The organism is Rahnella sp. EDr1-12, from assembly GCF_049206505.1.
Classification (GTDB): Bacteria; Pseudomonadota; Gammaproteobacteria; order Enterobacterales; family Enterobacteriaceae; genus Rahnella; species Rahnella rivi.
Map to the genome: position 1 here is coordinate 43084 of NZ_JBLZNY010000006.1, position 23375 is coordinate 66458.

Sequence of the window (23375 nt, forward strand, 5' to 3'; positions counted from 1 at the left end):
TTTTCACCTTAGCCCGCCACAAGCGTATCGAACTGGCGGATCCAGCTGTCACGGTTTTTATTGATGGCAGCCCAGTCCGGGTAGACCAGCGTTTTGATCTGATCACGCGTCAGGTACGCGGCAATCGCCGGGGTCAGCGCCACCGTCCGGTTGGTCGGGAACATGTCGGTGGGCGGTTGCATCAGCTGCTGCTGAACGCTCTGTGAAATGGCCGCGTCCATGTAGGCGTAGGCCGCATCCAGATTCGCGGCGCCTTTGGTCAGGTGAATATTGACCGGTGCCGCCGGAGAGCCGGTTTCCGGATGCACAAACTCGGCGTTCATTCCCAGACTTTTCAGGCGGGCAACGTTGTTGGTGCTGCACATGAAGACCGCGATCTCCCCCTGCTGGAATAACGTCATCTGGTGGTTGGTGCTGTCGACGATCGCCTTAAGTTGCTCAGGGTGCTTTTTGAACAGATCGAACACTGCCTGCATATCCTGCGCGCCGGAACCAAAGATTTTCGCGATCTCGGTGTACGCCATGACGGCAGTGTTCGACTCAAAACCGGTCCACGACACCAGCCCTTTGTAAGCCGGATTTTCAAACAGATCCCGGTAACCTTTGGGGCGCGGCACCAGATCGGGATTGTAGGCAATGCCGTTGACTTCAATGGTCACCGTCGGGCCGTACTCCCCCTGAAATGACGGGTCGAGCAAGGCCCAGTTTTTCAGGCGGGCAGGGTCGATCTTCTGGATCAGGTCTTTTTCAACGGCAATCGTTGTTTGCCCCGGCGACATCAGCAACGTGTCATAAGGCGGGCGGCCCGGGCTTGCCAGCGTTTTTGCCAGCTGGTCCTGTGCCATGACCGGCGCGATGGTCAGTCCGTAGCCCTCTTTTTGCAGCACCGGCGTAATTACGGTGCGGTAGGCGTCTTCCCAGTTACCGGGAAAGGTTGCTGCCACGGCGCTGCTTTTGCTGGCAGCCGCGGCGCGCAGAGAAAAGGGCATCATTGTCGATGCCGCTACTCCCGCCACAAGATAACCGAACCGGCGACGACTTATTTCAAAGTCCTTCATTGTCTCTACCTCTGATAGTCAGTGATTAACGTGTGAATTCCGGCTCAGCCGGAAAAGCGTGGCACCGTGCGGTGTCGATCTCGGCAAAAAGCTGTGCGCCGGGTGGCGGGATCCGGGTGGACGGGCCTCTGAGTTCCGACGCCCGCAGACGGGTGCCATCCTCAAAGGCCAGGTCATGCACCAGCGACGGCCCCAGCGGTACGGATACGGTCATCCGCACCGGCTGGGCACTGTCGCTGGGTTGGGTCGTGAGGCGAACTTCTTCCGGGCGGAAAGTGAGGGTCACCTTCGAACCCTGAGTGAAATTCAGGCGGCGCGGCAGGCGCAGCGTCTTTTCATTGGCAAGGCTAATCAGCGTGGTGTTCTCGCCGAGGCTCGATACCGTGCCGTGCAGCATATTGGTTTGCCCGATAAAGGTGTTGACGAACAGTGTCTTAGGCGTGTCATACACCGCCATCGGCGTATCGATTTGTTCCACCTCACCTTTGTTCATCAGCACCAGACGGTTAGCCAGACTCTGCGCTTCTTCCTGATCGTGGGTAACGATAAGCGTGGTGATGCCCAGCGTTTTTTGCAGATGCAGCAATTCCACCTGCAGATCAAAACGCAGCGCGCGATCCAGCGCACCAAAAGGCTCATCCAGCAGCAGCAGTGAAGGACGGCCGGCGATGGCGCGCGCCACCGCGACACGCTGCTGCTGCCCGCCGGAAAGTTCGCGGGGCAGGCGGTTACCAAAATCACTGAGTCTCACCAGCGCCAGCATTTCCTCTACGCGTTGTTTGCGTTCCGCCCGCGAAACTTGCTGGCAGGCCAGCGGGTAAGCGATGTTTTCGGCGACGGTGAGGTGCGGGAATAACGCATAATTCTGAAACACCATCCCGATGCCGCGCGCTCTGGCTGAGACGACGCTGAGATCCTGCCCGCCGAGTTCAATGCGACCCGCTTTCGGCTGGATTAAACCGGCGATGGCCCGCAGTACCGTCGATTTACCGCAGCCGCTCGGCCCGAGCAGCGCCACAATCTCTCCGGCTTCAATATTGAAGGAGACATTGTCGATCGCGTTTTTCCCGCCGTAGCTGTGAGTAAGACCCTGAACTTTCAGGCGTTTGGTTTCAGCGCTGTTTTGCATATCTGACATATTGCTTCCTGATCCTACGTCGCAGTCATGGACGGTTTTGGGTTGTGGTGCATGGAAAAGGAAAGAGCAAACGGCATGCCAGTATGAATTTTTAAGCAGGAAAGTTTTTTAATGCATTGAATATAAAGTGATAATTAATTTTTTAATATCCGAACATTAATAATCACAAACATAATACGAAATATTCGAATATTAGTTTTCAGTCTGTTTTCGCCATTTTGGTGCGATAAACGGGTCGTGATGGTGCAATAAACAAACAAAACGGGAGCGCCCAGATAACAGCGTTGTTCCCGGCCAAAAAGGGGAAAAGAATGAAAAACGTTCTTTTTCAGTGGGTTAATAATTTATTAGGATTTTGCAGCATCACCGGAACCCGCTGCATAAGTTGATTTTTAGTAGAGTGTTTGTGATTCGTACAAGTATGCGAAAGTTTATAATAATATTAATTTCACCATTAAATATCATTAAATCAGTGAGATGAACTTATGGTCCCGGCCTTTTTATCCGTGCTGGCATGACCCTTGCAGCGCATGACAGGTCGTTCCACACTGTTTAGGAGTTATGAATGAGACTGGGCATTGACGGGCTGAAATTACCCGAAGTGAAAAAACGCGGACCGCTGGCGAGTCTGGATCACGTAAAAGCGCTGGGGCTGGAGGGCATCTTCTTCAGTAGCGTTTTAGATATGAGCCCTGATCTTGACAGGGGGTTGCTGCGTGATATCCGCGCAAAAGCCGATGATCTGGGGCTGTATCTGGAAAGCGGGCTGGGGAAAATTAACCCCTATTGCAGTGCTGAATCCCCCGAGCTGCGTGCGGCAGGAGGCGGGGACATTATCGCCGGGTTGATCAGGATGATGGAAGTCAGCGCCGAAAACGGCTGCCGGGAATTGTGGGTGTCGCCGGGCAATTTTAAACCTGCCTATCGCGGGCGGCTGGCCGTGGACCGCTTTCGGACAGATGTCACCTGGAGCGAACAATTGCTGGGCATCGAAAACGTGCTGCGAAAACTCGCGCCGGCGGCGCGTGCCTGTGGTGTTCATATGAATATCGAAACGCATGACGAAATCACCTCTTTCGAGATCTTGCGTCTGATAGAAGCGGTGGGTGAGGACTGCGTGGGCGTGGTGCTCGATACGGCAAATATGCTGCAACGCGGTGAACATCCGCTGCTGGCCACGCAGCGACTGGCGCCTTATGTCCGTCAGACGCACATCAAAGACGCTTACGTGGGAAGAGCGCCGGGCGGTTTTGACTTCCAGCCGCGCCCGTGCGGCGAAGGCATCGTCGATTTTGCCGCGATACTGCCGGTTCTGGCAAAGGTCAACCCGACGCTGAATCTCTCGCTGGAAATCGCCCAGTCGACAGATGACAACCGCCGTCAGGCCAATCCGCGTCAGTGTATTCAGCTCGACGATCCGCTGTGGCGCGCCGGTCATCCGGATTTGTCGCCACATGAGCTTGAGGCGTATTTATCGATGGTGGACGCGTTTGAGCGGAGGGTGAAAGCCGGTGAAATCGCAGACTGGGAAACCTATGAAACCCTGAACTATGGCTACCCTGCCTATGAACAGCAATCTTACGGTTTCAGCGAGGCAGTGCATTTCATCAAAAAATCTGCACACCACATCCGCGCCCTGTGTGCCGAAAAAGGGATCCCGTTGCAGGCGTCATAAAGCGGTTTGTGGCGGGCCGATCGCCACGCAATGCCACGGCAGCCGGTTGCACGTGGCTATTGTGTATTGGCGAATCAATATTATTATCGAGATAATTACAACATCATCAGTTACTGCGAATTTATCCCAGAAGAGGTCAGATGTGGAAAAGACAACCCGCAAACCGCGCGTACCGGTTCGCAAAGCCGCAACATCGGCCAAAAAACCGGTGACCCAGTCGGACAGCAATGACGATGTGTCCGAACGTATTCGCGCCACGCTGGCGGCGGCGATCGGCGAGGGCGCGCTGACCCCCGGCACCAAAATACTCGAAGAAGCGATTGCCGATCATTTCGGCGTCAGCCGCACCGTGGTGCGCGGCGCGCTGGGGGTGCTGGAAAGCGATCATCTTCTGGAGCGCAAAAGGAACCGGGGCACGTTCGTGGCCGAACCGGGCATTGAAGAAGCCAAAAATCTGTTTGAGGCGCGCCGCAGAATTGAAGCGCTGTTGCTGGAATTCGTGATTGAGCGCGCGACGCCTGAACAGCTCAGCGCGCTGGAGAAACTGGCAGACGAAGAAGAGCACACCCATTCTCACGGCGATGAAAAATCCAAAACCGTGCTCTCCGGCAAGTTTCACATTGTGCTGGCAGAGCTGGCGGGAAATCCTGTACTGACGGAAATGCTGGCTAAAATCGTGGCGCGGCTTTCGCTGGTGATGTCGCTGTATGAGGAAAAAAGAAAAGACGACTGCGGGGCGGATCATCACCGCATGATTGTGGCGGCGCTGAAAGAAAAAGATCTGGATAAAGCCCGGCAGCTGATGGATCACCATCTGGCCGATATCGAAGGGCGCGTGCGCCTCACCGAGGGGCATGGCGACAGACACTCCTTCCTGTCAGTGCTGGAAAATTTCTCCTGAGCCTGATTGCTTTGCCTCTTCTCCCGATTGCACGCAAAAAAAATCCGGAAACCTGAAGTCTCCGGATTTTTATCAGGGCCGGTTTCCCGGCCCTGAGGCGTAAGTTTTACGACTTACGGCTTATTACTTACGGCCAAGCAGTAAACCCAGCACAACACCAATGGCACCTGCGGCGATAAGACCAGACAGCGGGTTATCTTTCACCTTGTCAGCCACGCCGGAGAGGGCTTCACTTGCCTGTCCGGACAACTTACGGGCAGCGCCTTCAATCTGATGCTTTGGCGAGTCAACAAAGTTGCCGAATTGCTTCTGCGCTTCACCGGCAAATTCATTGGCTTTGTTTTCAACTTTATCAGCCAGACGGTTTGCGTCTTTGTTCAGGTCTTTATCGTAATCTTGTGATGACATCGTATTCTCCTTTGTTTGCAGACTTAAAGCGTAGTAGGGAATCTCTGTCCTTGCACTCACCGGGGCACATTCCGAGAATTTTCTGAACGCAGCCCGGATGCCAAACGTGTGAGCAAAACAGGGGCTGCGTGTGCAATCAAATGTTATGATTCAGTAACAGCATCCGGGCTGGTACCGTTCAGCGTGTTCAGTGCTTCAGCATTCAGTTCCGGGTCGGCCTGATCAATTAAGCGTGTGGTCGAAATAATTGCCTGAAATTGCTCGAATAAAAGTGAAGCGTCGGATTTAATTGCATCATCGTCCGAGTCGAGCACGGAATTAATGGCTTTATTTACGCTCTCAATAATTTCCTGCGGACCGCCATTTTTACCCACCGTTAAAAACAGTGCGCTTAAAAGAAGTGACTGCGCTTCTACCTGTGCAGTCAGTTGTTTAGCGTCTGCTTCCATCCGGGAGATTTTGGCGATCATGCTTAATATAATGTTTTTCATTTTGTTATGGCTCCTACAGAGAGAGAAGTGTTACCCGCTCGTTATTTCTTCGCCTGGTTCAACGACTGTCTGTAATATTCAGATAATCAATAAGTTAATCATTTTTTGAAGAGTCTGTTTGGCGGGGCAGGAAAATCTTATTCCCGACACATCAGATTTCTCACAGCAGGCTAGCACATACTAAAACAGATAATCCACGACATGCATAAGGACAAGCGCTGCAGAAGCGCGAAATGTGAGTATTTCGGCATTTTCCTTGTTATTTTACTTGTATTCATTAACCTTGCATTGCCGCGTGTCAAAAGCGGAAAGATTGGCTTTTCTTAACAGTTCCCCCGCTGAATTAAATAAAATTAACGGCTTTTATCCCTCTGGATCCAGGTGGATCCAGTACTGGTCGAATGTGTTCGCCAAAGGGTATAAGAATATTATTAGAAAAATTTCTGATTTTAAGAGTGTAACCATGCTGACCAATTTAAGTAACAATGAAGCAAAAAGGCATGCGGCGATCGATGCTCTTAAGGCAGATGACAGAGGCCGTGACGAGACGCTGCAAAAATACACCTTTCTTGCCTGTCGCTTGCTCAATGTGCCGATGTGTTTTGTGTCCGTTTTAGATGATGAAAAACAATTTGTTAAATCAGCCCAGAACGTTCCTTTTACTGAAACCAGCCTGAGCGATGCGTTTTGCGCACACACCATTCGCAGCGAACAAACCCTCATCTGCAACGATACGCTGCAGGATGAAACCTTTATGCATTACCGCCTGGTTCACGAAGCCCCCTATATCCGCTTCTACGGCGGATCCCCGCTGCGCACGCGTGAAGGGGTGATCGTCGGCACGCTGTGCGTGCTGGACAGCGAGGCGCGCGAGTTTACCCATGAGCAAATCGAAACGTTTGAGAAAATTGCCGAGCTGATGTCCGTGTTTCTGGAAACCTGGCATGCGGTCGGTTACGTCGATATTGTGACGTTGCTGCCTAACCGCCAGCGTTTGCTGCGGGATATGTCCTACCTGAACGGTGCGGACAGTACGCTGGTCATTATCGACTGTCTGGATATTGCCTTTGCCTATGAAGTTGCGCGTTCCATGGGGATGGGCGCGGTGGAAAGCCTGCTGCAGGATATGGCGCTGCAACTGAAAGCCCGCCTGAAACTTGACGGGTTGTTATACGCAGTCGCCGTCGGGCGTTACGCCTTCTTCCTTAAAGACAGCGATACCCCTTGCCTGCAAACGATCAGTGAAAAGCTCACCGGCACTCAGGCCAGCCTGAATAATCAGATCCCGCTTAATCTGGACATTCATATCGGTGATTCCGGTGAATTCTCCCCGCAGCTCAATCCGGCGGAAATTCTGCGCAGGGCGGTCAGTGCTCTGCATGAGGCGATCAGTCAGAAGAAAAGGTTCATGACGTATGACGCCGACATCGATGACAAAAAACGCAATGATTTCCAGCTGCTGGCCGAGCTGAGAAAAGCGCTGCACGAGCGCAGCGGGTTATACCTGGTTTATCAGCCGAAAATCTCCCTCACCACCGGCGAGGTCACCGGCGCCGAAGCGCTTATCCGCTGGAAACACCCGTTGCTCGGCGAGATCATGCCGGGGCAGTTTATTCCGCTGGTGCAAAAAACCAGCCTGATGAGTGAGCTGACCGACTGGGTTATCGAGCACGCTATCCGGCAGCTCAGCCTGTGGGTCGACAAAAACCTGCGGGTGCCGGTGTCCATCAATCTGGCGGCCAGCGATTTCTCCCGCCCCGGTTTTGCCGATGCGCTGGAAGAGAAGATGCTCAGCCACACGCTGCCGCCGGCTTTACTCAGCGTGGAATGTCTGGAAACCGAGAAAATGCTCGAAAGTCCGGATGCGCTTTCCGGGCTCGAAATGCTCAAACTGCGCGGATTTAAGATTTCACTCGACGATTTCGGTTCGGGGTACAGCAACATCAACGTGCTGCGCAAAATTCCCATGGATACCATCAAACTCGACCGCTCCATTGTCGGCACAATTTCTACCGATCACGCCAGTCTGGTGATCGTCAGAAACGTCATCCGTTTACTCAAACAGCTGGACTATGAAGTGCTGGCGGAAGGGGTGGAAAACGAGGAGACGGTGGATATTTTACGCGGGCTGGGGTGTGACGAAGTGCAGGGTTACTACTACTCGATGCCGCTCAACCCTGATTTGTTCGAACGCTGGTGTGAAGAGCGGGCGGCGGGATAAGCAAAAAAAAATGAGCGGCACGCAGGCCGCTCATGTTCAGATTAGTGCCGGGAACCGTCAGGCTCCCGGATGGTTTTTACCTTCTTCGATAAAATCCTCGTCAATCTCTTCAATGTTATCGCGATGATCGCGCCCGGAAAGAATATTCCAGCAGGCGATAAACAGCGCCGCAATCAGCGGGCCGATAACAAATCCGTTAATGCCGTACACTTCCATTCCGCCCAATGTACTGATCAGAATGAGATAGTCAGGCATTTTGGTGTCTTTGCCGACCAGCAGCGGACGGAGAATATTATCCACCAGACCAATGATCACCACGAAGAACACCACAATAAAGATGCCTTTCCACAGCATGCCGGAAGCAAAGAAATAGATGGCTGCCGGTACCCAGATGATCGCTGAACCCACGGCCGGAATGATGGACAGAAACGCCATCAGCGCGCCCCACAGCAGACTTCCTTCCAGACCGGCGATGTAAAACGCAATCCCCCCCAGCGCACCCTGAACGATAGCGACCACCACCGTACCTTTTACCGTTGCGCGAGCCACGGCGGCGAACTTCATGAACAGATGGTGTTTCACGTAGCTCGACAGCGGCAGGGCAGCCAGCGTCAGGTTCACCAGATAAGCGCCGTCTTTGATCAGGAAGAACAGGATGTACAGCATGATGACGAAACCGAGCGCAAACCCGAAGGTGCTCTTACCGATAACGAAAACACTGCCTGCCAGATACTGGCTCCCCTGCAATGCCACATCAGACAGTTTCTTCTGAATTTCAGTGGTGCTGTCCAGATCGTGATCGGACAGGAAATGGCGCGCCCAGCGTGGCAGATGATGAATCACATCCGCCAGGATCACCGGCAGCTGTGTTTCATTTCCCTGCAACTTGACGTACACCGCGTTGAACTCAATCGCCAGCGAGGAAATAATAATTGCCAGCGGGGTGAAGACGATAAGACAAATGATCAACACCGTGATCAGCGAAACCACGCCGTTGCGATCGCCGACGTACAGTTTGAGACGGTTTTTTAATGGATTGAAAATCACTGCCAGAATAATCGCCCATAAAACGGAAGAGTAGTAAGGCCGTAAAACATCAAAAAAAGCCAACGTTACGATGACCAGAATCGTAAGAAAAAACCCCTTGGAAATACCTTTAACCACCATTTTAATTCCTTTGAATAATTCTGTTGCTCACGAAGCATAGAGTGCATCTTCGTTTTTGCAAAAATTAGTTCCTGGCTGCGGATAAACTGCGCAACAGCCTCCCGCGGAAGGCGGATTTTTCTGCCGGAGGGGGCGTTGCCTGCGATTTATGCCAAATGAGCGGGCCGCAATGTTTTCGAGAAACAGACTGCCTCTTCCCGGCCAATATAGGGGCCGTAATTTTCAATTTGTCCGTAGCCATTTTTGAGGTAAAAACGGACAGCCCTGACGTTAACGTGGCGGGTTTCAAGCCAGAGTTCGGTATAACCTCGCTGTGCTGCGGATGTTTCCAGAAAATCGAGTAAAGCCTGACCAATGCCGGGTGAGCTTCGGTCAGCAAACATCCTTTTCAGTTCGGCGATATGTTGTGTTAACGGCCTTATCGCTCCACAGCCAATCGCTTCACCTTGTTGGTTTCTTGCCAGTACCCACAGCGAGCGCTCCTCTTCGAGTGAGTCTGCCGTGAAATGGCTTTTGCCACTGTTACCGGTGATCGCGGCAAGTTCTGATGACAACTTTTCAATTAAATATTGCGATTCGGGCGAGAAAAAATCTGCTTTCTCAACGGTTATCATGGCGTGGCCCTTATTAAACAGGAATCAGAAGTGAAGGTACTGAGGATGTTTTATAGGAATACCGGGCAACTTTCAAAAACCCCTTTATTTTCCCGCCGAAAATCTCCCTCCGGCCCCTGAGACGGCACCGAAAGCGTGAAATCGCCCTGCAAAGTGCGGGCATGAGAAACTCACGCTGAAATGGTATTCTCCCCGTCAGCCTCTTTCCATAATGAGAACCTGATGGGCCTGAAAGCATTTGATTCCCTGCAAAAGGGTGACTGGATTAACCTGCTGATCGCAATCCCCGCCGGGATTGTTGCCGCACTGGTCACCATTGCGTTTCGCGGCGCGATATCCGGCATTAACGGCCTGATGTTTGCCGACGGCAGCGACATTACCAAAGCCTTTAACGAATACCCCCGGTTGGTCTGGCCACTGATCACGACCGCAGGCGGTATTATTGCCGGTTTCATTTTACTGTGGGCGCTGCGCCATGAAGAAAAGCACGGCAAAATGCCGGATTACCTCGATGTGATCGACCAGCGTCTGCCGGGCATTCCGGTGGTCAGCACCGTGCTGCGCGGGCTGTCGTCGCTCGCCAGTATCGCCAGCGGCGGGTCGATCGGGCGTGAAGGCGCGATGGTGCAACTCTCTGCGCTGAGCGGCAGTCTGGTCGGGCGCTTCTCGCGTTTTAAAGGCGTCCATCAGTCCGATATCATCGCCATGGCGGCGGCAGGCGGGCTGGCAGCGGTGTACCACGCGCCGTTTGCGGGGGCGCTGTTTGTGGCTGAAATTGCCTTTGGCGTCACGGCGGTGCAGCGGCTGATCCCGCTGTTTATCTCGGCCTCGGTCGCGGTGCTTACCGTGCGTTCGCTGACCGATTATGCGCCGCTCTACCTTTACTCCTCGGCGACCTTCAGCCCGTCATTTGGCGCGATCATTACCGTGCTGATCATCGGCGCGGCGACGGGCGTGCTCGGGCCGCTGTTTATCTCCTCCATCGACAAAGTGCGCCTGTGGATGAAACCCATTTCGCATCCGGCGCTGCGCCTTGGCCTTGGCGGGCTGGGTGTCGGGCTGGTGGCAATGATTTCCCCGCTGGTGCTGGGCAACGGCTTTGAAGTGATCGATTTAATCCTCAACAACGGCGATTTACAGACGTCGTTGCTGGTCTTGCTGATCCTGAAAATTGTCGCCACGGCGATCACCATCGGCTCTGGCGCGGTGGGCGGGCTGTTTACGCCGTCACTGTTGATCGGCGCGGCGGGCGGCGCGCTGGTGTGTACTTTCCTGCAATGGCTGGGCTTTGATCCCGGCCCGGTCGGCCTGTATGCGGCGATCGGCATGAGTGCGCTGCTGGCGGCCACCAGCCATGCGCCGCTGATGTCGATCATGATGGCGTTTGAAATGACCCTCAACAGCTCGCTGTTGTTCCCGCTGATGCTGGCGACGGCGATTTCCTACGTGGTTGCCTCGCGTCTGAAAGAGGGCGGGACCTACCCGGTGCTGACGCGCCACAACGCCCGCTTCCTCGCGAAGAACGAGTTTGAGTACAGCACCGTGGCTTCGCTGGTGACGCCCTGCTCGAAAATGTACGTGGACGCCTCACTCTCCGAGGTGGTGAGCGAAGGGCTGAAGCAGCGCACGCGCTACGTTTACGTGGTGGACAGAGAAGAGCGGTTCCTCGGCGTGGTGCCGACCAACGTGCTGGCGAGCGGCATTATTGATGGCAGCCTGCAATCTGACAGCCCGATCGACGGGTTTATCGAACAGGAGTTCACCACGCTGTTCCAGCAGGCCAGCTACGAACAGGCGTGGGCGATGTTCAGCACGTCGCCGCTCGAACGTTTGCCGGTACTGGAAAATGCCCAGTCGCGCCGCCTGCTGGGTGTGATCACCAAAGCTGCGCTGTTAAATAAGGCCAGCCACTTCCTGTAACTTTGCCTCAGTTCTCGTCGCTGCGCCTGAAAGCGTACCAGCCCGCCAGCAGGGTACAGACGCCGACAATCACCACCAGCAGGATAAAACCGTGGTGATTGCCGGCGAGCGGAATGCCTCCGACGTTCATGCCAAAAAATCCCGCCACAATATTGATCGGCAGCGCCAGCACGGTGATCACCGTCAGCACGTACAGCGTGCGGTTACTTTGCTCCATCTGGCGCGAAGTGATTTCTTCCTGTAGCAAACGGATCCGCTCGGTCAGTGCGATCAGATCATTGAGCACCACGGAAAATTCTTCGGCAAACTGACGTAAGTCCTGCACCACGGCGGGCGCGATCCACGCGGGAGGGCGGTTCAGCAGGCGAAACAGCGCCGTAGGCTCCGGCGCCAGCAACCGCTGAAAACGCATCAGCATTCGCCGCAGCCGGCCCAGACTGGCGCGGTTCTTTTTGACGTGATGACTGAGCAGGCGCTCTTCAATGGTGTCCACGTACTGGTTGGCGCGGCGGACGATCTGCTCCAGCAACTCCTCCTGTTCTTCCAGCAGATGCACCAGCAGCGCGGTCGGCGAGCCGATGTTCAGGTGATCAAGCCGTTTAAACAGCCGCTCGATCAGCCGCACCGGTTTGTGGCGTGCGGTCACCACCAGTTGCTGATGACAGCTCAGCCACAGGGTGGAGGCTTCATCACTGGTTTCATCGGGGCGAAAAATCACGTCGTTGAGCACTGCCAGCAAGGTGTCATCCACCCGCTCTATGCGCGTACTGCGCGACCCTTCACGGATTTCTTCGAAAAACACATCCCCGACCGCAAAATGCTTTTTCAGCCATTTTTCTGCCATGGCGTGATTGAGATTGACGTGGATCCAGACAAACCCCTGGTCATGGCAGATCTGCTGATAGGCTTCCTGAACCTGTTGGGAAGAGACGCGCTCGGCAGGGCGGTTTGGCCGAAAAACGAAGCCGTAAATCATTCCGGTGACTTCATCATTGAAATTGAGTACGACGGGTTTTTCTGTCTGCATTAAAGGCTTCTGGCGGAGAAAACGGGTTTCTCCATTACGCCAGACATCGGCACAAATACAATATGCCACCCGCTAATTTCACAAATCCGTCACATTCCCGCCGCCTTACCCCCAATTTTCCTACTCCGGCTTCCTGATGGGCTTTTGGGGTGTTTTTCAGAAATTACCCGTTTAAAAACAATCAATTATTAAGAAATAGCAGAATACCTCTTAAGGGGTATTTATCGTTATGTGAATTTTTATACGACGACGCGGCGTTGATCGCAATCAAGTAGACGCGCGTGTGGGGTGCATACCCTGAGGCCAACTTGAGCAATGTAGTTGTATTCCCCGCCATTCACATAATGACAAAGCGCCACAGGCCTTTGCACAGGAGATTCCCGGATGAGCAAGTTTCTTGACCGGTTTCGCTATTTCAAACAGCTAGCTGAACCCTTCGCTGACGGCCACGGCCAGACGCTGAATACCAACCGTGACTGGGAAGACGGCTACCGTAGCCGCTGGCAGCACGACAAAGTGGTCCGTTCCACGCACGGTGTGAACTGCACCGGTTCCTGTAGCTGGAAGATTTACGTTAAAAACGGTCTGGTCACCTGGGAAACCCAGCAGACTGACTACCCGCGCACCCGTCCTGATCTGCCAAACCACGAACCGCGTGGCTGCCCGCGTGGCGCCAGCTACTCCTGGTATCTCTACAGTGCTAACCGCCTGAAATACCCGCTGATGCGCAAAAAGCTGATCCAGTTATGGCGCGAAGCCAAACTGCAATACAGCGATCCGGTCGATGCCTGGGGCTCGATCGTCAATCAGCCGGAAAAAGCCAAAGAATATAAAGCCGCACGCGGTCGCGGTGGCTTTGTGCGTTCAAGCTGGCAGGAAGTGAATGAGCTGATTGCGGCGTCCAACGTTTATACCGCCAAAACCTTCGGCCCGGACCGCATTATCGGTTTCTCGCCAATTCCGGCGATGTCGATGGTGTCTTACGCCTCCGGCGCGCGCTATCTGTCGCTGATCGGCGGCGTGTGTCTGAGCTTCTACGACTGGTATTGCGATTTGCCACCGGCTTCTCCGCAAACCTGGGGCGAGCAGACCGACGTCCCTGAATCCGCTGACTGGTACAACTCTTCTTATATTATCGCCTGGGGTTCAAACGTTCCGCAGACCCGCACCCCGGACGCCCACTTCTTCACCGAAGTGCGTTACAAAGGCACCAAAACCGTTGCCATAACGCCGGATTACGCCGAAATCGCCAAGATTTGCGATCAGTGGCTGGCACCGAAACAAGGCACCGACAGCGCACTGGCGCTGGCAATGGGCCATGTGATCCTCAAATCCTTCCATATTGATAACCCAAGCCAGTACTTCACCGACTACGTGCGTCGTTACACCGACATGCCGATGCTGGTGATGCTCGAACCGCGCGAAGACGGCTCCTATGCCGCAGGCCGTATGCTGCGTGCGTCCGATCTGGTGGACAATCTGGGTCAGGAAAATAACCCGCAGTGGAAAACCATCGCCTTTGACGAAAACACCGGCGAACTGGTGTCACCGTTAGGTTCTATCGGTTACCGCTGGGGCGAAAAAGGCCAGTGGAATCTGGAATCCCGCGAAGGGAAAGATCATAAAGACGTCAGCCTGAAGCTGAGCCTGCTCGACGATCACGATGACGTGGTCAACGTCGGGTATCCGTACTTCGGCGGCGCGGTCAGCGAGCATTTCAACAGCGTGGCGCTGGATGAAATCCTGATGCACAAACTGCCGGTCAAACGCCTGCAACTGGCAGACGGCAGCACCGGTCTGGTGGCGAGCGTTTACGATCTGACGCTGGCGAACTACGGCATTGAGCGCGGCCTGAACGACGAAAACTGTGCGCAAAGCTATGACGAAATCAAAGCCTACACGCCAGCCTGGGCCGAAAAAATCACCGGCGTTTCTCAGCAGAATATTGCGCGTATCGCCCATGAATTTGCCGACAACGCCAACAAAACCCATGGCCGTTCGATGATCATCGTCGGTGCCGGGATGAACCACTGGTATCACCTCGACATGAACTACCGCGGTCTGATCAACATGCTGATCTTCTGTGGTTGCGTCGGCCAGAGCGGCGGCGGCTGGGCACACTACGTCGGGCAGGAAAAACTGCGTCCGCAAACCGGCTGGCAGCCGCTGGCGTTTGGTCTGGACTGGCAGCGTCCGCCGCGCCAGATGAACAGCACCTCGTTCTTCTACAACCATTCCAGCCAGTGGCGTTACGAAACCGTCGCACCGCAGGAACTGTTGTCCCCGCTGGCGGATAAATCCAAATTCACCGGCAGCATGATCGACTACAACGTGCGCGCCGAGCGTATGGGCTGGCTGCCGTCTGCGCCGCAGCTCAACGTTAACCCGCTGCACATCGCGGAACAGGCGAAAGCGGTCGGCTTATCGCCTGCCGATTTCACCGTCGCAGCCCTGAAAGACGGCAGCGTGCGCTTTGCCGCTGAACAGCCGGACAATCCGCAGAACTTCCCGCGTAACCTGTTCGTCTGGCGCTCCAACCTGCTGGGTTCTTCCGGCAAAGGCCACGAGTACATGCTGAAATATCTGCTGGGCACCGAACACGGTATTCAGGGAGATGATCTCGGTATTCAGGGCGGCGTGATGCCGGAAGAAGTCGAATGGCAGGCGCAGGGCGGCGAAGGCAAACTGGATCTGGTGGTGACGCTTGATTTCCGTATGTCCAGCACCTGTCTGTATTCCGACATCGTGCTGCCAACCGCCACCTGGTACGAAAAAGACGACATGAATACCTCGGACATGCATCCGTTTATTCATCCGCTGTCAGCCGCCGTTGACCCGGCCTGGGATTCAAAGAGCGACTGGGAAATCTACAAAGGCATCGCCAAAGAGTTCTCCCGCGTTTGCGTCGGCCATCTGGGTGTGGAAACCGACATGGTCACGATGCCTATTCAGCACGATTCCGCCGCTGAGCTGGCGCAGCCGTTTGGCGTGGAAGACTGGAAGAAAGGCGAATGCGACCTGATCCCGGGGCGTACCGCACCGCATCTGATGGCCGTTGAACGCGACTATCCGAATACCTACGAGCGCTTCACCTCGGTCGGTCCGTTGCTGGAAAAACTCGGTAACGGCGGTAAAGGCATCAGCTGGAATACCGACAGCGAAGTCGATTTACTGAAAAAACTGAATTACACCAAACCGGACGGTACCGCCAAAGGCCAGCCGATGATCAACACCGCGATTGATGCGGCGGAAGTCATCCTGACGCTGGCACCGGAAACCAACGGCCAGGTGGCCGTGAAAGCCTGGGCGGCGTTGAGCCAGAACACCGGCCGCGACCATACGCATCTGGCGCTGAACAAAGAAGACGAGAAAATTCGCTTCCGCGATATTCAGGCACAGCCGCGCAAAATCATCTCCAGCCCGACCTGGTCTGGTCTGGAAGATGAACACGTGTCTTACAACGCCTGTTACACCAATGTGCATGAGCTGATCCCGTGGCGCACGCTGTCAGGCCGTCAGCAGATTTATCAGGATCACGCGTGGATGCGCGCCTTCGGTGAAAGCCTGCTGGTCTACCGTCCGCCAATCGACACCCGCGCGGCGCAGCCGTTGCTGAATGCGAAGCCGAACGGCAACCCGGAAATGGCGCTGAACTTCCTGACGCCGCACCAGAAATGGGGCATTCACTCCACCTACAGCGACAACCTGCTGATGCTGACCTTAGGTCGCGGCGGCCCGATTGTCTGGCTGAGTGAAGACGATGCAACAAAACTGGGTATCGAAGACAACGACTGGATCGAAGCCTTCAACGCCAACGGCTCGCTGAGCGCCCGTGCGGTGGTCAGCCAGCGCGTACCGGCGGGGATGACCATGATGTACCACGCACAGGAACGCATCGTGAACATTCCGGGTTCGGAAATCAGCCAGCAGCGCGGCGGTATTCACAACTCCGTCACCCGCGTGTGCCCGAAACCAACCCATATGATCGGTGGCTACGCCCAGCTGGCGTACGGCTTTAACTACTACGGCACCGTCGGTTCTAACCGCGATGAATTCGTGATTGTGCGCAAAATGAACCGCATCGACTGGCTGGATGACGAAGGTAACGACTACGTGCAGGACGCCGTCAAACAGGAGAAAGCCAAATGAAAATTCGTTCACAAGTCGGCATGGTGCTGAATCTCGACAAATGCATTGGCTGCCACACCTGTTCCGTGACCTGTAAAAACGTCTGGACCAGCCGCGAAGGGATGGAATACGCGTGGTTTAACAACGTGGAAACCAAACCGGGTCTGGGTTATCCGCACGACTGGGAAAACCAGGAAAAATGGAAGGGCGGCTGGATCCGCAAAATCAACGGTAAACTGCAGCCGCGTATGGGCAACAAAGCCAACCTGCTGCATAAAATCTTCGCTAACCCGCACATGCCGGAAATCGATGATTACTACGAACCGTTCGATTTTGATTATCAGCATCTGCACACCGCGAAAGACGGTAAACATCAGCCGGTGGCGCGTCCGCGTTCGCTGCTGACCGGCAAACGCATGAAGAAAATTGTCGGCGGCCCGAACTGGGAAGACGATCTGGGCACGGAGTTCAGCAAACGTTCTGCCGATCAGAACTTCGCCAACATGCAGAAAGAGATGTACGGCGAGTTTGAAAATACCTTTATGGCGTACCTGCCGCGTCTGTGCGAACACTGCCTGAACCCGGCGTGTGTGGCGACCTGTCCGAGCGGCGCGATTTATAAACGCGGCGAAGACGGCATCGTGCTGATCGACCAGGACAAATGCCGCGGCTGGCGCATGTGCCTGACCGGCTGCCCGTACAAAAAAATCTACTTCAACTGGAAAAGCGGCAAATCAGAAAAATGTATTTTCTGTTATCCGCGCATCGAAGCGGGCCAGCCAACGGTCTGTTCCGAAACCTGCGTCGGCCGCATCCGTTATCTCGGCGTGGTGCTGTATGACGCCGACCGTATCGCCGAAGCGGCATCGGTTGAGAACGACAAAGACTTGTACGAAAGCCAGATGAGCATCTTCCTCGATCCGAACGATCCTGAAGTGATTGCCCAGGCTGAAAAAGACGGCATTCCGATTTCCGTCATGGACGCCGCGCGTCAGTCGCCGGTCTACAAAATGGCGATTGAATGGAAGCTGGCACTGCCGCTGCACCCGGAATACCGCACACTGCCGATGGTCTGGTACGTGCCGCCGCTGTCTCCGATTCAGTCAGCCGCCGACGCCGGGGCATTGCCGCACAGCGGCGTGCTGCCGGACGTCGAAAGCCTGCGTATTCCGGTGGAATACCTGGCGAACCTGCTGACCGCGGGCGACACCGCGCCGGTATTGCGGGCGCTGAAACGTATGCTGGCGATGCGCCACTTCAAACGCGCTGAAACCGTGGACGGCGTGACGGACACCAGCGCGCTGGAACAGGTCGGATTGTCTGCGGCGCAGGCGGAAGAAATGTACCGCTATCTGGCGATCGCCAACTACGAAGACCGTTTCGTGGTGCCTTCCAGCCACCGTGAACAGGCACGCGAAGCCTTCCCGGAAGCCAAAGGCTGCGGTTTCAGCTTCGGTGACGGTTGCCACGGCAGCGACAGCAAATTCAATCTGTTCAACAGTAAACGTATCGACGCCATCGACATCGGCGCGAAAACGGAAAGGAAGGGCGAATGAACAGTTTACGACTCTTAGGATTACTGCTCGATTATCCTTCAGCCGATCTCTGGGAACACCAGATCGAACTGCTGGAAGCGGTGACCGACTCCCCGGAACTGGACCCTCAACAGCGCCTTGATCTGGCGCTGTACATCACATCGTTTTGCAAACAGGACCTGCTGGATGCGCAGTCGGCGTACACCGGATTGTTCGATCGTGGCCGCGCCACCTCGTTGCTGCTGTTCGAGCATGTGCATGGCGAATCCCGCGATCGGGGTCAGGCGATGGTTGACCTGATGGAGCAATACCGCGCCGCCGGTCTGGAGATCGACAGCCGCGAGCTGCCGGATTATCTGCCGCTGTATCTGGAATATCTGACCACACGTGATGAAACGCAGGCGCGAGACGGCCTGCGTGATATCGCACCCATCCTCGCGCTGCTGAGCGCCCGTATGCAGGAGCGCGACAGCCACTACGCGCAACTGTTTGATCTGCTGCTGGCACTGTCCGGCAGTGATATCGCCACCGACACCGTGCGCGCCGGGATCAAACAGGAAGCCCGTGACGACACGCCTGCGGCGCTGGACGCGGTATGGGAAGAGGAACAAATCAAGTTCCTCGGTGAGCAAAGCTGTGCGACAGGTGAAGAAGCCGCGCACCAGAAACGCTTTGCCGGCGCGGTCGCGCCACAGTATCTGAACCTTGACGACCTACCTGCGGGGAACCACGCAAATGACTGACTTCCTCAATAACTTCTTCTTTAACATCTACCCGTACCTGTGTGGCACGGTCTTCCTGGTGGGCAGCTGGCTGCGTTACGATTACGGCCAGTACAGCTGGCGTGCTGGTTCCAGCCAGATCCTTGAGAAGAAAATCCTGCGCATTGCCTCGCCGATGTTTCACGTGGGTATTCTTGGCATCATCGCGGGTCACGCCTTCGGGATGCTGACCCCGCACTGGATGTACGAATCCTTCCTGCCGGTGCCGGTGAAACAGCAAATGGCGATGTGGGCAGGCGGCGCCTGTGGCGTGCTGACGCTGATCGGCGGCGGTCTGCTGCTGTGGCGACGCCTGAGCAACGAACGCGTGCGCTCGACCTCGAGCTTCGGTGACATCATGATCATCGCGTTGCTGGTGATCCAGTGCGCGCTGGGGCTGAGCACCATTCCCTTCTCCGCGCAGCATACTGATGGCAGCGAAATGATGAAACTGGTCGGCTGGGCGCAGTCTGTGGTGACCTTCCGTGGCGGCGCGGCGGCGCATCTCGATGGCGTGGCCTTTATCTTCCGCGTGCATCTGGTCCTGGGGATGACATTATTCCTGCTGTTCCCGTTCTGCCGTTTAGTACACATCTGGAGCGCACCGGTGGAATATCTCACCCGCCGCTATCAGCTGGTACGCAATCGTCGTTGATTGACCTCAGCAGATTGTGAACTGTCTGTTTTGACATAAAAACGAAGGGCGCTATGATGCGCCCTTATCTTTTTTTATTGCTCAAGGACGCATTAATGGCCACTCCAAGACCTCCAATGACCGTAGCCCGCCGTTTACTTCGCAACAGCATGATTTTACTGGTGATCGGCATCGTTGCCACTCTCCACGGCCTGATCGTCGGCAGCCCTGAAACTCCGCCGGGAGAAATGGCGCCGCAATTGCTGCTTGGCATCTGGTTTATTTTTATGGGTGCGGTAATGGGCGGGATCAGCTGGCTGGTGATCCGTAATAAAAAGAAGAAAGGTCAGATCTGATCTGTTGTTTGTTTACGTTCAGCTTCAACTTCAACTTCAGCTTTAATTTCAAATCCCAGGGTTGCCACCCAAACCGGCCTTAAGAGGCGCCTGTCGCCGGGCCTCTTAAGAATCTCCGGCTCTTTCACTGCGCGCTGCCGCTTGCGGCGTTCACCCTGTTCCGGTTTAATTTTAATGAGATTATTCTTAGTTGCCAAACTATTACCACTTTGTGTATTCACTGTTCTGTCAGGATCCTGACAGAGATTTATTCTGAAATAATACAAATACCTGACATTAGCTGAAGTATTCCACGGCCATACTGGTTTTTTCATGATTATTGACCTAATCTAAAATTATATTCCCAAATCAAAAATCCCAGAATCAATTGATAAAATAAAACGAGGATTTCATCAAAGTAAGGAATAAAGATGGCGTGGAAAAGAAGAGAGAAAGTGGCAATTATGGAACCCCTTTCTATGGTCAGCGATGTGATGTCGCAGATTTTAAGAGAAGAGGGTGGGGTTATTATTGAGGGCACACTTTCAAGTTTTTTATCACTGCAATCTTTGCTGGAATTAAGAAAGATCGATGTCATTTTTAGCGAGGTGTATGACGCTAATACGTCTATTATTCAGGGGCTGGACTTCCTCAGAAAACTCAAAGCTCAGTTTCCCGCAATAGATATTATTGTTCACACCGAAATAGAAATTCCAGCCCTGCTGATCCAAAGTAATGCTGACGCGATTTATATGAAACAATTAGGCGTTGAGGGCTGCCGTGCCTCTGCGGCTCAAATATTAAATGCCGAAAGTATGGTCAGCGTTCTTTTTTATGAAGACCGAAAACGTCATTACGATTTCGGTATGCTGAACGACTTCGAATGGCAGGTGCTTATTATGTTCAGCCAGCAAATGAGTATTACCACTATCTCGACAGAAATGAAAACGGACTATCGCCGTATCAGCCGGACAAAACACGCTATGATGAAAAAACTGAAAGTCAGTAACAATGTGGCATTCAGTCAGCTGATGGCGCTGGCCGGCAGTAAATTTGGCGACTATCCGCCCGTCTCCTTGAACGCACCGGGCCAATAACCTTTCAGATTCAGGTACACAATGAAGACCGCGAAACCTTTTGGCCAACCCCTGTTCATCCTGTTCAGCACTGTTTTGGTGGCCGCCCTCACTCTGGTGATGACCCATTTCGCTATCGCCGCGTATGACCGCGACGATCTGGCTTCTTACGCCCGACATATCATGGCGCGCGGGCTGGAAGTGGCTGATGAATCCCACAATATTGTCAGTAATGTCAATTCGTTACGGCTGGAGCCCTGCAGTGACAGATTTCTTGATGAAATTCGCTATCTTTCGTTTACCTCGGTGTTTATCTCGGATATTGGTTACACCCAGGACCACCAGCTGAAATGTACGGCGATGCGTGGCCGCTTGCCGGAGCCGGTGACCATGTCTGTGCCTGATGCGGTGACCCTTTACGGGCAGCGCATCTGGACGTCATTCAGCGGCATTGTCGATCCGCGCATTACCGCCGATATGATGGAATCCAGAAATGTGCTGCTGTTCCCCACACCGGCGGCTTTTCGCGACATTTATGTTCCATACAAGGGGTTTGGTGCGGTGCTGACCAATCACCAGCACAACCACGTGTTCCGTTTGTTCGGAGAAACGGCAGGATTGGTGGAGGGCGCCACCAAACCGGGGCGTATGGACTGGTCGCATCAGGCCTTTTTCACCGAATGCAGCAAAAAATATGATATTTGCGTATTGGCAAGAAATACTCAGATTGGCATTTTCTCCCTGCCGGTGACCGCCATTGTCTTTATTATTCTGGCCGGTCTGATTGCCGGCGGCATGTTTACATTTGCACTTGTGCAATATGTCAGCAATAACCGTTCAATGCAGAATAAACTCAAAATGGCGATCAGCCATGATGATATCTATATCAATTTTCAGCCCTTTATTGAGATGTCGACGGGCAAGGTGATGGGCTACGAAGCATTAGCCCGCTGGAAAGATACCCACGGCGACAATATCCCGCCTGATATTTTTATCAAACTCGCTGAGTCCACTCATCAGATTAAAGCGCTGACCCGTTCTGTCGTCTCCCGCGCGCTGAAAGATATAGGCCCGCATCTTCGCCATAATAAAGCGCTGTTCGTGAGTATTAATATCACCACGGCGGATGTGACAGATCCGGACTTTAAAGTGTTTCTCGAAGAAGAACTCGACAACGCGGGGGTTGAACGGCAGCAAATTGTACTTGAGATCACGGAGCGTTCGACGGCAGATCACCGGGTGCTGAAAGACGCGCTGGTCAGGCTGAGAGAGTACGGCTACCGGATTGCGCTGGATGACTTTGGTACCGGTTATTCCAATCTGGATTATCTGAGCAAATTATCTTTTGATTTTATTAAAATAGACAAGATATTCACCGATGCCATCGGCACAGAATCGGTCAGCTTCAACATGCTAAAAATGATGCTCGAAATGCTCACTCACACCGGCGCAACCATCATCGTGGAAGGGATTGAAGAGCAGCTCCAGGCAGATTTCTTACTGAGCCATTCGCCGACAGTGGTCGGACAGGGTTGGTTATATGGCAGGCCGGTGGAGGTGGAAAAACTCTGACCTGAACCCCACAGACAGGGGCTGTCAGCCCCTGAACCGCCTTTTGACCGGCACCCGCTGATTCCCTTTATCCCTTCAATTTTCACCCTCTCAAACTTCATCCGCGTGCCATACACCGGTGCGATGTGGTGAACACCTGTGCTTAAAATCCCCTGCAGTTCATTCGATAAATTCGTCAGCATTTCCCTGTGCGGGCTAATCAGCGCAAACCACGTCTTTTTGTTCCAGGCATCAGTGGCAGAACCTGATGAGGGTCAGCGGGAGCCAAAAGTCATCGCGCATTGTTTATGTGCCAAATCAATATTTACGAATTGATGACATAACATTACCCAGGTATTTGTCAGAGTGAATAATTTATATCGAAAATTTAGCGATGGAATGAATAAATAATATTCAAACCTGCCATTTAACCTGCATTAAATAACCCGTGATATTACCCTGCGTTTAATTGCAGTGAGAATATTCCTAGTTAAGAATATGTAAGTTTCGCACCTGGTAACAAAACATTGTCAAAAATTGCAGATTATTACTCTAAGTGATTTTTGTATTCACATCAATTTCAGCATAAAAGAGATGTTAACGTGGTTAGAAATGGAATAATTCACTGATTTATCTGTTTTTGATGTGATTGTTTACCAAAATTTGTCACGACATTATGATTATCCACTCTGATTGAACGGCTGAAGGCCAGTTGCGTCAGAAGGAAATTAATCT

Annotated in this window: 19 protein-coding genes; 11 read left to right on the top strand and 8 right to left on the bottom strand. The window is 53.8% G+C overall.

The annotated features are described in order from the left end of the window. Positions 1-8: 8 nt before the first annotated feature. Both ACO0U8_RS19885 and ACO0U8_RS19890 read right to left on the bottom strand, forming a co-directional pair. Positions 9-1058: an ABC transporter substrate-binding protein gene (locus tag ACO0U8_RS19885; protein WP_122095133.1), complete on the bottom strand. Its 1050-nt coding sequence runs from the start codon at positions 1056-1058 to the stop codon at positions 9-11. 25 nt (positions 1059-1083) lie between these two features. After that, positions 1084-2196 carry an ABC transporter ATP-binding protein gene (locus tag ACO0U8_RS19890; RefSeq protein ID WP_056770115.1) on the bottom strand — a complete coding sequence of 371 codons (1113 nt, stop codon included), beginning with the start codon at positions 2194-2196 and terminating at the stop codon, positions 1084-1086. A gap of 565 nt (positions 2197-2761) precedes the next feature. On the opposite strand from ACO0U8_RS19890, the gene ACO0U8_RS19895 reads away from it, so the two are divergent. Together ACO0U8_RS19895 and ACO0U8_RS19900 are read left to right on the top strand one after the other, a co-directional pair. Further along, a complete protein-coding gene (locus ACO0U8_RS19895; RefSeq protein ID WP_421671476.1) occupies positions 2762-3871 on the top strand; it encodes a sugar phosphate isomerase/epimerase family protein in 1110 nt (369 codons plus the stop codon). 142 nt (positions 3872-4013) lie between these two features. Continuing rightward, complete coding sequence (locus ACO0U8_RS19900) at positions 4014-4772, top strand: GntR family transcriptional regulator (protein WP_390972249.1); 759 nt, start codon at positions 4014-4016, stop codon at positions 4770-4772. A gap of 123 nt (positions 4773-4895) precedes the next feature. Here ACO0U8_RS19900 and ACO0U8_RS19905 read toward each other — a convergent pair whose 3' ends face one another. Both ACO0U8_RS19905 and iraP read right to left on the bottom strand, forming a co-directional pair. Beyond that, positions 4896-5180 carry a DUF883 family protein gene (locus ACO0U8_RS19905; protein WP_056770122.1) on the bottom strand — a complete coding sequence of 95 codons (285 nt, stop codon included), beginning with the start codon at positions 5178-5180 and terminating at the stop codon, positions 4896-4898. Between the two features lie 143 nt (positions 5181-5323). Beyond that, complete coding sequence (gene iraP, locus ACO0U8_RS19910) at positions 5324-5671, bottom strand: anti-adapter protein IraP (protein ID WP_056770126.1); 348 nt, start codon at positions 5669-5671, stop codon at positions 5324-5326. Between the two features lie 463 nt (positions 5672-6134). On the opposite strand from iraP, the gene ACO0U8_RS19915 reads away from it, so the two are divergent. Then, positions 6135-7892, top strand: a complete 1758-nt coding sequence (locus tag ACO0U8_RS19915; RefSeq protein WP_421671477.1) for an EAL domain-containing protein — start codon at positions 6135-6137, stop codon at positions 7890-7892. Between the two features lie 57 nt (positions 7893-7949). Here ACO0U8_RS19915 and ACO0U8_RS19920 read toward each other — a convergent pair whose 3' ends face one another. Continuing rightward, complete coding sequence (locus tag ACO0U8_RS19920) at positions 7950-9059, bottom strand: AI-2E family transporter (RefSeq protein ID WP_056770133.1); 1110 nt, start codon at positions 9057-9059, stop codon at positions 7950-7952. Between the two features lie 146 nt (positions 9060-9205). Further along, on the bottom strand, positions 9206-9673 hold the full coding sequence (locus ACO0U8_RS19925) for a GNAT family N-acetyltransferase (protein WP_390972244.1): 468 nt from the start codon (positions 9671-9673) through the stop codon (positions 9206-9208). A gap of 222 nt (positions 9674-9895) precedes the next feature. Between ACO0U8_RS19925 and ACO0U8_RS19930 the strand changes: the two genes are divergently transcribed. Beyond that, the gene (locus tag ACO0U8_RS19930) at positions 9896-11593 is read left to right on the top strand and encodes a chloride channel protein (protein WP_056770140.1); all 1698 of its coding nucleotides are present in this window, start codon (positions 9896-9898) and stop codon (positions 11591-11593) included. A gap of 7 nt (positions 11594-11600) precedes the next feature. Here the strand turns inward: ACO0U8_RS19930 and ACO0U8_RS19935 are convergent, their stop codons facing one another. Beyond that, complete coding sequence (locus ACO0U8_RS19935; protein ID WP_122095141.1) at positions 11601-12620, bottom strand: transporter; 1020 nt, start codon at positions 12618-12620, stop codon at positions 11601-11603. 384 nt (positions 12621-13004) lie between these two features. Here ACO0U8_RS19935 and ACO0U8_RS19940 point away from each other — a divergent pair, with 384 nt between their 5' ends. From ACO0U8_RS19940 to ACO0U8_RS19960, 5 genes are all read left to right on the top strand, one after another. After that, positions 13005-16769: a nitrate reductase subunit alpha gene (locus tag ACO0U8_RS19940; protein ID WP_217203519.1), complete on the top strand. Its 3765-nt coding sequence runs from the start codon at positions 13005-13007 to the stop codon at positions 16767-16769. Continuing rightward, complete coding sequence (gene narH / locus ACO0U8_RS19945) at positions 16766-18304, top strand: nitrate reductase subunit beta (protein WP_056770152.1); 1539 nt, start codon at positions 16766-16768, stop codon at positions 18302-18304. The genes ACO0U8_RS19940 and narH overlap by 4 nt, the downstream gene beginning before the upstream one ends. Beyond that, positions 18301-19026 carry a nitrate reductase molybdenum cofactor assembly chaperone gene (narJ, locus tag ACO0U8_RS19950; RefSeq protein ID WP_421671478.1) on the top strand — a complete coding sequence of 242 codons (726 nt, stop codon included), beginning with the start codon at positions 18301-18303 and terminating at the stop codon, positions 19024-19026. Before narH ends, narJ begins: the two co-directional genes overlap by 4 nt. Continuing rightward, entirely contained in the window at positions 19019-19699 is a 681-nt protein-coding gene (narI, locus tag ACO0U8_RS19955) for a respiratory nitrate reductase subunit gamma (RefSeq protein WP_056770158.1), read from the top strand. Before narJ ends, narI begins: the two co-directional genes overlap by 8 nt. 95 nt (positions 19700-19794) lie before the next feature. Further along, a complete protein-coding gene (locus ACO0U8_RS19960; protein WP_056770162.1) occupies positions 19795-20034 on the top strand; it encodes a hypothetical protein in 240 nt (79 codons plus the stop codon). Here the strand turns inward: ACO0U8_RS19960 and ACO0U8_RS19965 are convergent. Next, positions 20025-20348: a hypothetical protein gene (locus ACO0U8_RS19965; protein WP_421671479.1), complete on the bottom strand. Its 324-nt coding sequence runs from the start codon at positions 20346-20348 to the stop codon at positions 20025-20027. The genes ACO0U8_RS19960 and ACO0U8_RS19965 overlap by 10 nt on opposite strands. Before the next feature lie 96 nt (positions 20349-20444). On the opposite strand from ACO0U8_RS19965, the gene ACO0U8_RS19970 reads away from it, so the two are divergent. Next, positions 20445-21110: a response regulator transcription factor gene (locus ACO0U8_RS19970; protein ID WP_136376404.1), complete on the top strand. Its 666-nt coding sequence runs from the start codon at positions 20445-20447 to the stop codon at positions 21108-21110. Between the two features lie 21 nt (positions 21111-21131). Further along, positions 21132-22661 (top strand): EAL domain-containing protein, encoded by a 1530-nt coding sequence (locus tag ACO0U8_RS19975; RefSeq protein ID WP_421671480.1) that lies wholly within the window; start codon positions 21132-21134, stop codon positions 22659-22661. The last annotated feature ends 714 nt before the right edge of the window (positions 22662-23375 follow it).

Excerpts from the sequence above, each read along its gene's own strand:
- ACO0U8_RS19885 (WP_122095133.1), bottom strand. The coding sequence starts at position 1,058 with ATGAAGGACTTTGAAATAAGTCGTCGCCGGTTCGGTTATCTTGTGGCG.
- ACO0U8_RS19890 (WP_056770115.1), bottom strand. The coding sequence starts at position 2,196 with ATGTCAGATATGCAAAACAGCGCTGAAACCAAACGCCTGAAAGTTCAG.
- ACO0U8_RS19895 (WP_421671476.1), top strand. The coding sequence starts at position 2,762 with ATGAGACTGGGCATTGACGGGCTGAAATTACCCGAAGTGAAAAAACGC.
- ACO0U8_RS19905 (WP_056770122.1), bottom strand. The coding sequence starts at position 5,180 with ATGTCATCACAAGATTACGATAAAGACCTGAACAAAGACGCAAACCGT.
- iraP (WP_056770126.1), bottom strand. The coding sequence starts at position 5,671 with ATGAAAAACATTATATTAAGCATGATCGCCAAAATCTCCCGGATGGAA.
- ACO0U8_RS19915 (WP_421671477.1), top strand. The coding sequence starts at position 6,135 with ATGCTGACCAATTTAAGTAACAATGAAGCAAAAAGGCATGCGGCGATC.
- ACO0U8_RS19920 (WP_056770133.1), bottom strand. The coding sequence starts at position 9,059 with ATGGTGGTTAAAGGTATTTCCAAGGGGTTTTTTCTTACGATTCTGGTC.
- ACO0U8_RS19925 (WP_390972244.1), bottom strand. The coding sequence starts at position 9,673 with ATGATAACCGTTGAGAAAGCAGATTTTTTCTCGCCCGAATCGCAATAT.
- ACO0U8_RS19930 (WP_056770140.1), top strand. The coding sequence starts at position 9,896 with ATGGGCCTGAAAGCATTTGATTCCCTGCAAAAGGGTGACTGGATTAAC.
- ACO0U8_RS19935 (WP_122095141.1), bottom strand. The coding sequence starts at position 12,620 with ATGCAGACAGAAAAACCCGTCGTACTCAATTTCAATGATGAAGTCACC.
- ACO0U8_RS19940 (WP_217203519.1), top strand. The coding sequence starts at position 13,005 with ATGAGCAAGTTTCTTGACCGGTTTCGCTATTTCAAACAGCTAGCTGAA.
- narH (WP_056770152.1), top strand. The coding sequence starts at position 16,766 with ATGAAAATTCGTTCACAAGTCGGCATGGTGCTGAATCTCGACAAATGC.
- narJ (WP_421671478.1), top strand. The coding sequence starts at position 18,301 with ATGAACAGTTTACGACTCTTAGGATTACTGCTCGATTATCCTTCAGCC.
- narI (WP_056770158.1), top strand. The coding sequence starts at position 19,019 with ATGACTGACTTCCTCAATAACTTCTTCTTTAACATCTACCCGTACCTG.
- ACO0U8_RS19960 (WP_056770162.1), top strand. The coding sequence starts at position 19,795 with ATGGCCACTCCAAGACCTCCAATGACCGTAGCCCGCCGTTTACTTCGC.
- ACO0U8_RS19965 (WP_421671479.1), bottom strand. The coding sequence starts at position 20,348 with ATGAAAAAACCAGTATGGCCGTGGAATACTTCAGCTAATGTCAGGTAT.
- ACO0U8_RS19970 (WP_136376404.1), top strand. The coding sequence starts at position 20,445 with ATGGCGTGGAAAAGAAGAGAGAAAGTGGCAATTATGGAACCCCTTTCT.
- ACO0U8_RS19975 (WP_421671480.1), top strand. The coding sequence starts at position 21,132 with ATGAAGACCGCGAAACCTTTTGGCCAACCCCTGTTCATCCTGTTCAGC.